Origin of the sequence: Micromonospora inyonensis, from assembly GCF_900091415.1 — a bacterium.
Taxonomy (GTDB): domain Bacteria; phylum Actinomycetota; class Actinomycetes; order Mycobacteriales; family Micromonosporaceae; genus Micromonospora; species Micromonospora inyonensis.
Map to the genome: position 1 here is coordinate 505,565 of NZ_FMHU01000001.1, position 12,491 is coordinate 518,055.

The window sequence follows — 12,491 nt, forward strand, 5'->3', positions numbered from 1 at the left end:
CAGGGCGCGGGGGGCCCGGGACAGGGCCCCCCGCTGGGAAGGGACGGCTGGCTGTACGCGACAGCCGGGAAGGCTGGCTGATCGGCGCTCACGTGCCGCATGCGACCGTGGTCAACCTTCCTGGACGCGACTGGCATCACGTCCACCCTGTCAACGACCGGACGCCCCGTCCGGTGACGCGGCGGCACCGCGCGGGCTGCCGCCACGTGGCGCCGGTGGGACGACGGCCCCACCGACCGGGTCGACGCACGGAGCCCGCCGGCTGGACCGGCGGGCTCCGGGACGGGCGGGAACGATCAGGCGCCCAGGCGGCGCGCCAGGTTCTCGTCCAGGGCGTTCATGAACTCGTCGGTGGTCAGCCACGGAGCGTCGCGCGAGATGAGCAGCGCGAGGTCCTTGGTCATCTGGCCGCCCTCGACGGTGTCGATGCAGACCTGCTCGAGGGTGTTGGCGAACTCGGTGACCGCGGGCGTGCCGTCCAGCTTGCCCCGGTGCGCCAGGCCCCGGGTCCAGGCGAAGATCGACGCGATCGGGTTGGTCGAGGTCTTCTCGCCCTTCTGCCACTGCCGGTAGTGCCGGGTGACGGTGCCGTGCGCGGCCTCCGCCTCGACGGTCCGGCCGTCCGGGGTCATCAGGACCGAGGTCATCAGGCCGAGCGAGCCGAAGCCCTGGGCCACGGTGTCGGACTGCACGTCACCGTCGTAGTTCTTGCAGGCCCAGACGAAGCCACCCTCCCACTTCAGCGCGGCGGCGACCATGTCGTCGATCAGCCGGTGCTCGTAGGTGATGCCGGCGGCGTCGAACTCGGCCTTGAACTCGTTCTCGAAGACCTCGGCGAAGATGTCCTTGAACCGGCCGTCGTACGCCTTGAGGATGGTGTTCTTGGTCGACAGGTAGACCGGGTACCCGCGGTCGAGGCCGTAGCGCATCGAGGCGCGGGCGAAGTCCCGGATCGACTCGTCGAAGTTGTACATGCCCATCGCGACGCCGCCGCCGGTGAAGTTGGCGACCTCCATCTCGACCGGGGCACCGCCGTCGGTCGGGGTGTAGGTGATGGTCACCGTGCCCGGACCGGGGACGACGAAGTCGGTGGCCTTGTACTGGTCACCGTGGGCGTGCCGGCCGATGATGATCGGCTTGGTCCAGCCCGGCACCAGCCGCGGCACGTTGGACATGATGATCGGCTCGCGGAAGACGACGCCACCGAGGATGTTCCGGATGGTGCCGTTCGGCGAACGCCACATCTTCTTCAGGCCGAACTCCTCGACGCGGGCCTCGTCGGGGGTGATGGTGGCGCACTTGACACCGACGCCGTGCTCCTTGATGGCGTTGGCGGCGTCGACGGTGACCTGGTCGTCGGTCTCGTCGCGGTACTGGATCGAAAGGTCGTAGTAGTGCAGGTCGACGTCGAGGTAGGGCAGGATCAGCTGCTCCCGGATCTGCTTCCAGATGATCCGGGTCATCTCGTCGCCGTCGAGCTCCACGACCGGGTTGTTTACCTTGATCTTCGCCATCGGCCGGCGCTCCTCTCGGGGGACACATGCTCAAGCAGTACGAGCGTACTGGAACTTGCCCGGTCCCTCGCAGCTGGCCCTCCACTCCGCCGCACGCGCAACGATCCTCCGGCCCGCCGCGGTGGTCGACGGTCGGCTGGCGACGGTGCCCGGAGGATCAGCGCGTCGACCGGGGCACCGGGAACGGCGGCGGCCGGGTCACGGCCCCGGGTCGGGACTCGCCGACGGTCGGTCGGTGCGTCCCGGACCCGGACGGCCGCGTCGGACGTCACATGTTGGCGACGTCGGCCTGCTTGGCCCGGACCGCCTCGGCGGCCTCCTTCAGGCTGGCCAGCTCGTCGTCGTCCAGCTCGGTGGTGACGACCCGCTTCACGCCCTCGGCGCCCAGCTCCGCCTCGACGCCGAGGTAGACGCCGGAGATGCCGAACTCGCCGTCGACCCAGGCGCAGACCGGCATGACCTCGCCGGAGTCCTCGGCGACCGCCTTGGCCATCCGGGCGGCGGCGGCCGACGGGGCGTAGTAGGCCGAACCGGTCTTGAGCAGGGCGACCACCTCGGCCCCACCGTTACGGGTCTTGACCACCAGCTCCTCGATCTGCTCGGCCGGCAGCACGTCGCGCAGCGGCTTGCCGTCGACGCTGCTGCGCGACGGGACCGGGACCATGGTGTCGCCGTGCGAGCCGAGGGTGAGGGTCTTCACCGACTTCACCGGTACGCCGAGCGCCTCGGCGACGAAGTTGCTGAACCGGGCGGTGTCGAGCATGCCGGCCTGGCCGAGCACCCGGTTCTTGGGGAACCCGGTGGCGATCTGGGCCAGCGCGGTCATCTCGTCGAGCGGGTTGGAGACGACGATGAACACGGCGTTCGGGGCGAAGCGGGCGACGTTCTCGGAGACCTGGCGGACGATCTTGGCGTTCGTCTCCAGCAGGTCCATCCGGCTCATGCCCGGCTTACGGGGCAGACCGGCGGTGACCACGACGACGTCCGAACCCTCGATCGCCTCGTAGCCCTCGCCGTTCGGGCCGGTGGTGGCACCGATGATCTTGGTCTCGAAGCCCTCGATCGCCCGCGACTGGTTGAGGTCGAGGGCGAGCCCGGCGGGCTTCCCCTCGACGATGTCGGTGATCACGACGGTGTCGAAGATGTCGTACTCGGCCAGACGCTGCGCGGTGGTGGAGCCGTAGAAGCCGGCCCCGACGACAGTGACCTTCTTACCCATGGTCGTCCCACTCCCTGCTACCAGTCGGTTTCCCGGACCGTATCAGTCATCGTGGCACCGAACAGGCCAGGGTCGGACGGTTATGACGTGATCGCCGTCTCCCGCTCGGCCCGCTCGACCACGTTCGTCAGCAGCATCGCCCGGGTCATCGGCCCCACCCCGCCGGGCATCGGGACCAGGGCACCGGCCGTGCTGGCGACCTCGGGGTCGACGTCACCGGTGTAGCGACCCTTGCCGTCCGCGCCGATCACCCGGGTGATGCCGACGTCGACCACCACCGCACCGGGCCGGACCATGTCGGCGGTGAGCAGGCCCGGCACCCCGGCGGCCACGATCACGATGTCCGCGGCCCGGGTGTGCGCGGCCAGGTCGAGGGTGCCGGTGTGGCAGAGCGTCACGGTGGCGTTCTCGCTGCGGCGGGTGAGCAGCAGGCCCAGCGGACGGCCGACCGTGTTGCCCCGGCCGACCACGGCGACGTTCGCCCCGCGCAGCGGCACGTCGTGTCGCCGCAGCAGCTCCACGATGCCGCGCGGGGTGCAGGGCAGCGGCCCGTCGTAGCCGAGCACCAGCCGACCGAGGTTGACCGGGTGCAGGCCGTCGGCGTCCTTGGCCGGGTCGATCATCTCCAGCGCGCGCTGGGTGTCGAGGTGGGCCGGCAACGGCAACTGGACGATGTAGCCGTGGCAGGCCGGATCCGCGTTCAACTCGGCGAGCACCGCGTCCACCTGCTCCTGGGTGGCGTCGGCCGGCAGCTCGCGCCGGATCGAGGCGATGCCCACCTCCGCGCAGTCGCGGTGCTTGCCGTTGACGTACGCCTGGGAGCCCGGGTCCGCGCCGACCAGGACCGTGCCCAGTCCCGGGATGACACCCCGCTCCGCCAGTGCCTTGACCCGTACCCGCAGCTCGTCCTTGATCTCCGCTGCGGTCGCCTTGCCGTCCAGGATCGTCGCCGTCACGCCCCGATCGTCTCACGACCGGCCCCCGCCGTTCCGCCGACCCGCGCCCTACCCCTCCCGTGCGGGGTGTGGGGGTCGGCTGGTTGCAGGGATCCCCTGCTACACAGAATCCGGTAGCAGGGGACCCCTGCAGGCACCCGAGGAACGCGCCCCCGCCGGTGCGGCGCCGGGGGCAGCCGACGGCGCTGGTGGGTCGTCAGTGGAAGAAGTGACGGGTGTCGGTGAGGTACATGGTGACGCCGGCCTCGGTGGCGGCGGCGATCACCTCGTCGTCCCGGATCGAACCGCCCGGCTGCACGACGGCCCGGACGCCCGCGTCGATGAGCACCCTGAGCCCGTCGGCGAACGGGAAGAACGCGTCCGAGGCGGCGACCGCGCCCCGGGCCCGGTCGGCACCGGCCCGGTTCACCGCGAGATGCGCCGAGTCGACCCGGTTGACCTGCCCCATGCCGACCCCGACGGTCGCGCCGTCGGCGGCCAGCAGGATGGCGTTGCTCTTGACCGAGCGAACCGCCCGCCAGGCGAAGGCCAGGTCCCGCAGGAGGTCGTCGTCGGCCGGTTCGCCCGCCACCAGCCGCCAGGCGGCCGGGTCGTCGCCGGGGGCGTCCACCCGGTCGGCGGTCTGCACCAGCACACCGCCGCCGACCTGCCGCCACTCGGCGGGCGGCGGGGCCCAGGCGGGGGCGCGCAGCAGGCGCAGGTTCTTCTTGGCCTGGAGCACCTCGACCGCGCCCGCCTCGAACTCCGGAGCCACCAGGACCTCGGTGAAGATCTCCGCGACCTGCTTGGCCAGCTCGACGGTGACCGGCCGGTTGACCGCGATCACCCCGCCGTACGCGGAGACCGGGTCGCAGGCGTGCGCCTTGCGGTGCGCGTCGGCCACGTCCCCGCCGACCGCGATGCCGCACGGGTTGGCGTGCTTGATGACCGCGACGGCCGGCTGGTCGGTGAAGTCGTTCGCCGCCCGCCAGGCGGCGTCCGCGTCGACGTAGTTGTTGTAGGACATCTCCTTGCCGTGCAGCTGCTCGGCCTGGGCCAGCCCGACCGGGGCGTCCGGGTCGGTGTAGAGGGCGGCCTGCTGGTGCGGGTTCTCGCCGTAGCGCAGCGCCCGCTGGGCGCGCAGCCCCAGACCGGCGAAGACCGGCCAGTCCGCCTGCTCCGGGTCGAGCTGCGCGGCGCACCAGTTCGCCACGGCGATGTCGTACTCGGCGATGTCGGCGAAGGCGCGGGCGGCGAGCGCGCGCCGCTGCGCCAGCGTGAAGCCGCCCGCGCCGAGGGCGGTGACCACCGCCGCGTACGCCGCCGGGTCGGTCACCACGGCGACCGAGGCGTGGTTCTTGGCGGCGGCCCGGACCATCGCCGGCCCACCGATGTCGATCTGCTCGACGCACTCGTCGACGCTGGCGCCCGAGGCGACCGTGGCCTGGAACGGGTAGAGGTTGGAGACCAGCAGGTCGATGCCGGCGATGCCGTGCTCGTCGAGCTGGGCGGCGTGCGACTCCTTGCGCAGGTCGGCCAGGAGGCCGCCGTGGATCTTCGGGTGCAGGGTCTTGACCCGCCCGTCGAGGATCTCCGGGAAACCGGTCACCGTCTCGACGGCGGTCACCGGCACACCGGCGCCGGCGATCGTCGACGCGGTGCTGCCGGTCGAGACGATCTCGACCCCGGCGTCGTGCAGGGCGCGGGCCAGCTCGACCAGGCCGCTCTTGTCGTAGACGCTGACCAGCGCGCGCCGGATCGGCCGGCGCCCGTCATCGGGGGTGCTCACGCCAGTGGTGACCTTTCTTCCGGTGATCGTCCAACCTTGACGGACGAGGCGGCCGACCTGCTCGACGAGCTGCCGCCGCTCGGCTTCCTTGATGCGCTCGGTGAGCGTCTCCTCGTCGTCGTCGTCGAGGACCGGCACCGCGACCTGGGCGACGATCGGACCGGTGTCCATGCCCGCGTCGACGAAGAAGAGCGTCGCCCCGGTGATCTTCACGCCGTAGGCGAGGGCGTCCCGGGGGCCGTGGATGCCGGGGAACGCCGGCAGCAGGGTGTTGTGGGTGTTGAGGTAGCGGTCGGCGAAGGCGGCCAGGAAGTGCGGGCCGACGAGCTTCAGGAAACCGGCGGAGACGACCAGGTCGGGCCGGTGTTCGGCGACCCGGGCGGTGAGCGCCCGGTCCCACTCCTCACGGGTGGGGTGGTCCTTCAGCCGCTCCACGAACGTCGGCACTCCGGCGGCAGCGGCCCGGTCCAGACCGGCGATGCCCTCCCGGTCGGCGCCGACCGCGACCACCCGGGCTCCGTACGCCGGATCCGTGCTGGCATCCAGCAGGGCCTGGAGGTTGCTGCCGGACCCGGAGACGAGGACGACGATGCGGGCGGCGGACGCGGGCTCGGTCACCGGGCCACCCTATCGGGCGGGAGTCGGCCCCCTTCCGCTGGCCGGACCCTCCACCAGCCGGTCCTCACCGTGGGACCACGCCCCGCCGGTCACCCCGCGCGTCGCCCCGAACAGGTACTCTGCCCCCGCTCGATACTCGACGCGCGAACGGCCCACCCCCGCCACGGGCGGCCGGTTCGCGGTCACCCGAACAAGGAGTTCACCCCATGCAGCCCGGATACCCCCAGCAGCCGCCGCAGCAGATCGACAACAACATGACCATGTCGATCGTGGCCATCTTCCTCTTCTGGCCCCTCGCCATCCCCGCGCTGATCAACGCCTCCAAGGTCAACCCGCTGGTGCAGCAGGGTAACTACGCGGCGGCCCAGGCCGCTGCGGCGGAGAGCAAGAAGTGGTCGAAGTGGGCCCTCATCGTCGGCCTCTCGTGGTACGTCATCGTCCTGATCTGCTGCCTGCTGGGTGGCCTCGGGTCGCTGATGGGCACCGACACGACCGTCTGACCCTCCCAACGCCGCACAGCAAGGAGCGCAGTCCGTGCAGCCCGACAACCCCGGCCAGGACCCGTACGGCCAGCAGCCGCCCTCGGATCCCACCTCGCCGCAGTACTCCGACCCGTACGGTCAGCCGCCGCAGCCGTCCTACGGCCAGCCGTCGCACGACCCGTACGGTCAGCAGCCGCAGGATCCGTACGGGCAGCCGCCGGCCTCGGGCCAGCCGTACGGGCAGCCGACCTCGGGCCAGCCGTACGGGCAGCCGACCTCCGGTCAGCCCTACGGGCAGCCGATTTCGGGCCAGCCGTACGGGCAACCCGCCTCCGGTCAGCCGTACGGGGACCCGTACGCGCAGCAGCAGCCGTACGGCGCGGCGCCGGGCTACCCGGGCGGGCAGTACGGCCAGTTCGCTGCGGCCCCGCAGAACAACAACCTCGGCCTGATCGGGATGATCGTCGGTATCACCTCGATCGTCTTCGCGATCTGCTGCGCGTTCCTCGGCATCATCCTCGGCATCGCCGGCGTGGTGCTGGGCGTGATGGGCCAGAAGAAGGCAGACCAGGGGCTGGCCAACAACAAGGGCCAGGCCACGACCGCTCTGATCACCGGCGCGGTGGGCACCGTCCTCGGGCTGGCGAACGCGATCCTCGGTGTCGCGCTGAACCTGAACACGTTCAACGTGTCCTGACCAGCGACCACGGCCCGCAGGCGGGGCGTCCGGAGTCCTCCGGACGCCCCGTTGCCGTCCGGGCCAGCCTCCTGCGGTCCGGCCGGCGGCGGGACGCGTGGGGCGCGGAGGGGACGTCAGGGGCTCAGGGGCGGGTGAAGGCGCGGGAGGCGGCGGCCCCGAGCAGCGCGCCGACCGCCACGACCGCGCTGGTCACGGCGGTCACCTGCCAGGCGACCGGGCCCACCTCGGCGAGCCGGCCGCCGCCGAGCGAACCACCGGAGACCGCTGCCGCCGCGCCCACCAGCAGACCGGCCACCGGCCCGGCGAGCACCGCCGTACCGAGCAACGGCCCCCAGGCCAGGGGCGTCCGGTCGTCGGCGGCCGACCGGAGCAGCCGACGGGCGAGCAGCCAGCCCGCCGCCATCCCGATCAGGACCGGCACCGCGAGCAGCAGCGCGCCGAACCCGTCGACCGGTCCGCGCGGCAGGCCGGCGAGCAGCGGTACGGCCGGCAGCGCGCCGACGGAGACCTCGCTGGTGCGTACGGCCGTGTCGGTGCCCACCGCGAACCCGGGTCCGAGCAGGTAGCTGGTGGCCCAGATCGCGGCGTTCGGCGCGTAGGCGAGGCTGACCAGGGTGATCCCGGCCTGGCCGGCCACCCCGGTCCGGTAGGCGCCGATCATGTCGGCGGCATCGCCACCACCGGTGGCGATGGCCAGCCCGGCGGCCCCCGCGCCCGCCCCGGTCAGGAGCAGCCCGGCGACCAGGCCGGTGCGGACCCCGTCGTGCAGGGCGGCGGGCACCCGCCGGAGCAGTCCGTCCGGGAGGCCGGTGGTCCGCAGCGCGCCCACCAGGGCGGCGGCCACGCCGACGAGACCGAGGGTCATCCCGGCCCGCGCCGGGTGCAGCCGCATCCCGTCGGTGCCGGCGGCGGCTGCGGCGAGCACGCCGAGCAGCGCGTACCCGAGGCCGACGGCACCCGCCGCGACGAGCGCCGGTCGGACCTCCCGGGTGCCCCGCGCGCCCAGTGCCCGGGTGGTGTGCACCCCGGCCCGGGTAAGCCGCCAGACGACCAGGGCGGTCAGGGCCAGCGGGGTGAGGCCGAGCGGGCCGGCGCCGGTGTCCAGCGGCACACCGTGGCCGAGCAGCCAGCCGGCCAGCCCGGCGCGCAGCGCGCCGGGCACCGACGCCGCGTCCTCGCTGAGCTGCATCAACCCGAGCACCACGACGACCGGCAGGTACGAGGTGAGGGCGGCCCAGCCGGCGGCTACCCCGGCGGCGACGGCGAGCGGGGCCCGCTGGCGGCGGCGTCCGTCCGCCCGGTCGGGCGCGTCGGGACGCCGGGGCCGCGGCCGGGGCACGGGGCCGGTACGACCGGTCGGCCGGTCGTCGGGATCGACGCCAGCGGGACGGCGGGGCTGATCAGGGGTGACGGAGGTCATCGGGTTCTACTCTGGCACGCCGGACGAACGGGGGCAGTCCGATAACCCGGCGGATCACGGTCGAGTTCGGTGATCCTTCCGCCCGGGACGGTACACCCGGTCTAACCTCGGCCCAGGCGCGGCCTTCCGCGGTCGCGGCCCCGACCGCCCGGAGGAAGCCGTGTCCGCTCCCTACGCCCCGCCACCACCATCCGCCGCCGGCAAGGACCGGACCACCCTCTGGGGCGTGCTCGGTATCGTCCTCGGCCTGCTCTGCTGTGGCATCCTCGGAATCGTCTTCGGCTGGCTGTCGATCCGGGACGCCCGGCGGTACGGCCAGTCGCAGGTGCTGGGCTGGCTGGCCATCGCGCTCAGCGTGATCAACATCATCGGCAGCGCGGTCCTGCGGGCCACCGGGAACTACCCGATCGACGGCCTGTGACCGGGCACCAACCGCTACGCGGAGGGAGACGACCACGTGGTCGTCTCCCTCCGGCATGCGTGCTCTCGGCTCAGCCGGCCGACATGATCTCCCGCATCAGCTTGGCGGTCTCGGTCGGCGTCTTGCCGACCTTGACGCCGACCGCCTCCAGCGCCTCCTTCTTCGCCTCGGCGGTGCCCGCCGAGCCGGAGATGATCGCGCCGGCGTGCCCCATGGTCTTGCCGGGCGGGGCGGTGAAGCCGGCGATGTAGCCGACCACCGGCTTGGTCACGTTCGCCTTGATGAAGTCGGCGGCCCGCTCCTCGGCGTCACCGCCGATCTCACCGATCATGACGATGGCGTCGGTGTCCGGGTCGGCCTCGAAGGCGGCCAGCGCGTCGATGTGGGTGGTGCCGATGATCGGGTCGCCACCGATGCCGACGCAGGTCGAGAAGCCGATGTCGCGCAGCTCGTACATCATCTGGTAGGTCAGCGTGCCGCTCTTGCTGACCAGACCGATCCGGCCGGAGCCGGTGATGTCGGCCGGGATGATGCCGGCGTTGGAGGCCCCCGGCGAGGCGATGCCCGGGCAGTTCGGGCCGATGATCCGGGTGCGCTCCCCCTGGGTGGTGTTGTACGCCCAGAAGGCGGCGGTGTCGTGCACCGGGACGCCTTCGGTGATCACCACGGCCAGCGGGATGCCCGCGTCGATCGCCTCGACCACCGCGCCCTTGGTGAACTGCGGCGGTACGAAGATCACCGTGACGTCGGCACCGGTCTGCGCCATGGCGTCGGCCACGTTGGCGAAGACCGGCAGCTCGGTGCCGTCGAAGTCGACGGTCTGTCCGGCCTTGCGCGGGTTCACGCCACCAACGACGTTGGTGCCGGCGGCGAGCATCCGCCGGGTGTGCTTGGAACCCTCGGAACCGGTCATCCCCTGGACGATGACCTTCGAGTCCTTGGTCAGCCAGATTGCCATTTGTCAGACCCCCGCAGCCGCCAGCTCGGCGGCCCGCTCGGCCGCGCCGTCCATGGTGTCGACCCGCTGCACGAGCGGGTTCTTCGCGCCGTCGAGGATCGCCCGACCGGCCTCCGCGTTGTTGCCGTCGAGACGGACCACGAGCGGCTTGGTCACCTGCTCGCCGCGCTGCTCGAGCAGGGCCAGCGCCTGGATGATGCCGTTGGCGACCTCGTCGCAGGCGGTGATGCCGCCGAAGACGTTCACGAAGACGCTCTTGACCGACGGGTCGGACAGGACGATCTCCAGCCCGTTCGCCATCACCGCGGCGCTCGCGCCACCACCGATGTCGAGGAAGTTCGCCGGCTTGACGTTGCCGTGCCGCTCACCGGCGTACGCCACCACGTCGAGGGTCGACATGACCAGGCCGGCGCCGTTGCCGATGATGCCGACCTCGCCGTCGAGCTTGACGTAGTTGAGGTCCTTCTCCTTGGCCCGCTGCTCCAGCGGGTCCACCGCCGCCTGGTCGACCAGGGCCTCGTGGTCCGGGTGCCGGAACGCGGCGTTCTCGTCCAGGGTCACCTTGGCGTCGAGCAGCAGCACGTTGCCGTCTGCCGTACGGGCCAGCGGGTTCACCTCGACCAGGGTGGCGTCCTCGGCCACGAAGGCCTGCCAGAGCTGTACCGCGATCCCGACGACCTGGTCGGCGACCTCGGCCGGGAACCCGGCGGCGGTGACGATCTCCCGCGCCGTGGCCTCGTCCACGCCGGTGTTGGCGTCGATCGGGGTCTTGACGACCTTGTCCGGGCTCTCGGCGGCGACCTGTTCGATGTCCATGCCGCCGGCCACGCTGGCGATGCACAGGAAGGTGCGGTTCGCCCGGTCGAGCAGGTACGAGAAGTAGTACTCCTCGGCGATGTCCGCGGTCACCGTGATCATCACCTTGTGGACGGTGTGACCCTTGATGTCCATGCCGAGGATGTCGGTGGCCCGAGCCACCGTCTCCTCCGTGCCCTCCGCCAACTTGACGCCGCCGGCCTTGCCTCGGCCACCGACCTTCACCTGGGCCTTCACGACCACCCGTCCGCCAAGGCGCTCGGCGATCGCGCGTGCCTCCTCCGGGGTCGTCGCGACGCCGCCGGCGAGCACGGGCAGTCCGTGTCGCTCGAACAGGTCCCGCCCCTGGTACTCGTACAGGTCCACGATTGCGCGTCCCGTCCCGTCTCCGCGGCGCGCCGTCGCGCCGCCACCAGCGTTGGAAAAAGCTTGACGCCTGCCGTCACAGATGACAGGCCGTTTGCGGCAGCCTAACGAGAAGGACACCACCGGCAACCGAGCGGGTGCGTGGTGTGCCGAAACGCACAGCGACGTGCGGAACGCCGGAGTCCGCGCGGGCGGGTCGGGGAGCAGTCCCTTTGGTCCGCAGCCGGGGCGAAACTCGCCGCGACGGGGCGTAACCCCTGGTGCCGGGGGTCGTTGAGAGAAGTGTCGGAGCGCTGGTCAGCGCGATGACGGGAGACGGCCGATGCCCTGTCGGTCGAGGGGTGGCGGCGGGGCATCGTGCATAGAGGGGCCGGACGTGTGAGGGGTGCGTCCGGTCCCTCCCCCCGTTTTCCACCGACTCCACCCGAGCGGCCTCCGGTTCTCCCCGGTCGGGCCCCGGCCCGGTGTCGCAGCCGGGCCGGCGGCGCTCGCCGGGGGTCAGCCGACCGGCTGGGCGATGTTGTCCCGGACCCACTCGACGATCGCCTGGGTGGTGGCGCCCGGAGTGAAGATCTTGGCCACGCCGATCTGCTCCAACTCGGGGATGTCGGCCTCGGGGATGATCCCGCCGCCGAAGACGACGACGTCGCGGGCGTCCCGCTCGGCGAGCAGCTCCAGCACCCGGCGGAAGAGCGTCATGTGCGCGCCGGAGAGCACGGAGAGCCCGACCGCGTCGGCGTCCTCCTGGATCGCCGTCTCCACGATCTGCTCCGGCGTCTGGTGCAGCCCGGTGTAGATGACCTCCATGCCGGCGTCGCGCAGCGCCCGCGCGACCACCTTGGCGCCCCGGTCGTGCCCGTCCAGGCCCGGCTTGGCGACGACGACCCGAATTCGAGAGCTCATCAGCGCACACCTCTCACAGGCTCAGCGGTTCCACAGGCTCGGCGGCAGATCACCTGAACGAACGGTAACCGACGGGCCCCGGCCGGGAAATCCGGCCGACGATCCATCGACGGGTGGCATGCCTCACGTCAGCCGGACATGCGCAGCGTAGTGATGACACAGAGCTACGAAAGGGCGGTAACGAGGGCGAATAGCAAAGGTAACGAAAGCCTATAACTCGTCACTCAACCGGACAAAATAAAACTCCAATGTGGCGCTCCGGCTTGTGGGGTGTCCGGGGGTTGGCTACCGTGTCCACGGTTGTCATCAGGTCCACGGACGGGTGACGACGCGGCCAGCCGGAGTTCATC

11 protein-coding genes and 1 pseudogene are annotated in these 12,491 nt (G+C 71.8%); 3 read left to right on the top strand and 9 right to left on the bottom strand.

The window, feature by feature from the left end; all coding sequences use genetic code 11:
• Positions 1 to 296: 296 nt before the first annotated feature.
• The 5 genes and pseudogenes from GA0074694_RS02035 to purN form a co-directional block, all read right to left on the bottom strand.
• The gene (locus GA0074694_RS02035; protein ID WP_091451550.1) at positions 297 to 1,514 is read right to left on the bottom strand and encodes an NADP-dependent isocitrate dehydrogenase; all 1,218 of its coding nucleotides are present in this window, start codon (positions 1,512 to 1,514) and stop codon (positions 297 to 299) included.
• A gap of 268 nt (positions 1,515 to 1,782) precedes the next feature.
• Positions 1,783 to 2,733 (bottom strand): malate dehydrogenase, encoded by a 951-nt coding sequence (mdh, locus tag GA0074694_RS02040; protein ID WP_091451554.1) that lies wholly within the window; start codon positions 2,731 to 2,733, stop codon positions 1,783 to 1,785.
• Between the two features lie 80 nt (positions 2,734 to 2,813).
• A complete protein-coding gene (locus GA0074694_RS02045; protein ID WP_091451558.1) occupies positions 2,814 to 3,689 on the bottom strand; it encodes a bifunctional methylenetetrahydrofolate dehydrogenase/methenyltetrahydrofolate cyclohydrolase in 876 nt (291 codons plus the stop codon).
• Between the two features lie 196 nt (positions 3,690 to 3,885).
• On the bottom strand, positions 3,886 to 5,457 hold the full coding sequence (purH, locus tag GA0074694_RS02050; protein WP_218105693.1) for a bifunctional phosphoribosylaminoimidazolecarboxamide formyltransferase/IMP cyclohydrolase: 1,572 nt from the start codon (positions 5,455 to 5,457) through the stop codon (positions 3,886 to 3,888).
• A pseudogene (gene purN, locus GA0074694_RS32140) lies at positions 5,458 to 6,075 on the bottom strand (phosphoribosylglycinamide formyltransferase); the annotation flags it as partial.
• 206 nt (positions 6,076 to 6,281) lie between these two features.
• On the opposite strand from purN, the gene GA0074694_RS02055 reads away from it, so the two are divergent.
• Positions 6,282 to 6,575, top strand: a complete 294-nt coding sequence (locus GA0074694_RS02055) for a CD225/dispanin family protein (protein WP_088982147.1) — start codon at positions 6,282 to 6,284, stop codon at positions 6,573 to 6,575.
• A gap of 34 nt (positions 6,576 to 6,609) precedes the next feature.
• The gene (locus tag GA0074694_RS02060) at positions 6,610 to 7,254 is read left to right on the top strand and encodes a DUF4190 domain-containing protein (RefSeq protein ID WP_091451565.1); all 645 of its coding nucleotides are present in this window, start codon (positions 6,610 to 6,612) and stop codon (positions 7,252 to 7,254) included.
• A 124-nt stretch (positions 7,255 to 7,378) separates the two neighbouring features.
• Here GA0074694_RS02060 and GA0074694_RS02065 read toward each other — a convergent pair whose 3' ends face one another.
• Positions 7,379 to 8,677 carry a cell division protein PerM gene (locus GA0074694_RS02065; RefSeq protein ID WP_091451568.1) on the bottom strand — a complete coding sequence of 433 codons (1,299 nt, stop codon included), beginning with the start codon at positions 8,675 to 8,677 and terminating at the stop codon, positions 7,379 to 7,381.
• A 160-nt stretch (positions 8,678 to 8,837) separates the two neighbouring features.
• Here GA0074694_RS02065 and GA0074694_RS02070 point away from each other — a divergent pair, with 160 nt between their 5' ends.
• Complete coding sequence (locus GA0074694_RS02070; RefSeq protein ID WP_091451572.1) at positions 8,838 to 9,098, top strand: hypothetical protein; 261 nt, start codon at positions 8,838 to 8,840, stop codon at positions 9,096 to 9,098.
• A 70-nt stretch (positions 9,099 to 9,168) separates the two neighbouring features.
• Here the strand turns inward: GA0074694_RS02070 and sucD are convergent, their stop codons facing one another.
• The 3 genes from sucD to icmB all read right to left on the bottom strand — a co-directional run bounded on the left by sucD (position 9,169) and on the right by icmB (position 12,141).
• Complete coding sequence (sucD, locus tag GA0074694_RS02075) at positions 9,169 to 10,056, bottom strand: succinate--CoA ligase subunit alpha (protein ID WP_091451576.1); 888 nt, start codon at positions 10,054 to 10,056, stop codon at positions 9,169 to 9,171.
• Between the two features lie 3 nt (positions 10,057 to 10,059).
• Positions 10,060 to 11,238 carry an ADP-forming succinate--CoA ligase subunit beta gene (gene sucC, locus GA0074694_RS02080; RefSeq protein WP_091451579.1) on the bottom strand — a complete coding sequence of 393 codons (1,179 nt, stop codon included), beginning with the start codon at positions 11,236 to 11,238 and terminating at the stop codon, positions 10,060 to 10,062.
• A 498-nt stretch (positions 11,239 to 11,736) separates the two neighbouring features.
• Positions 11,737 to 12,141 (bottom strand): coenzyme B12-dependent isobutyryl CoA mutase small subunit, encoded by a 405-nt coding sequence (gene icmB, locus GA0074694_RS02085; protein ID WP_091451582.1) that lies wholly within the window; start codon positions 12,139 to 12,141, stop codon positions 11,737 to 11,739.
• Positions 12,142 to 12,491 lie beyond the last annotated feature (350 nt).

Coding starts and splice junctions, on each gene's coding strand:
- GA0074694_RS02035 (WP_091451550.1), bottom strand. CDS start 1,514: ATGGCGAAGATCAAGGTAAACAACCCGGTCGTGGAGCTCGACGGCGAC.
- mdh (WP_091451554.1), bottom strand. CDS start 2,733: ATGGGTAAGAAGGTCACTGTCGTCGGGGCCGGCTTCTACGGCTCCACC.
- GA0074694_RS02055 (WP_088982147.1), top strand. CDS start 6,282: ATGCAGCCCGGATACCCCCAGCAGCCGCCGCAGCAGATCGACAACAAC.
- GA0074694_RS02065 (WP_091451568.1), bottom strand. CDS start 8,677: ATGACCTCCGTCACCCCTGATCAGCCCCGCCGTCCCGCTGGCGTCGAT.
- sucD (WP_091451576.1), bottom strand. CDS start 10,056: ATGGCAATCTGGCTGACCAAGGACTCGAAGGTCATCGTCCAGGGGATG.
- icmB (WP_091451582.1), bottom strand. CDS start 12,141: ATGAGCTCTCGAATTCGGGTCGTCGTCGCCAAGCCGGGCCTGGACGGG.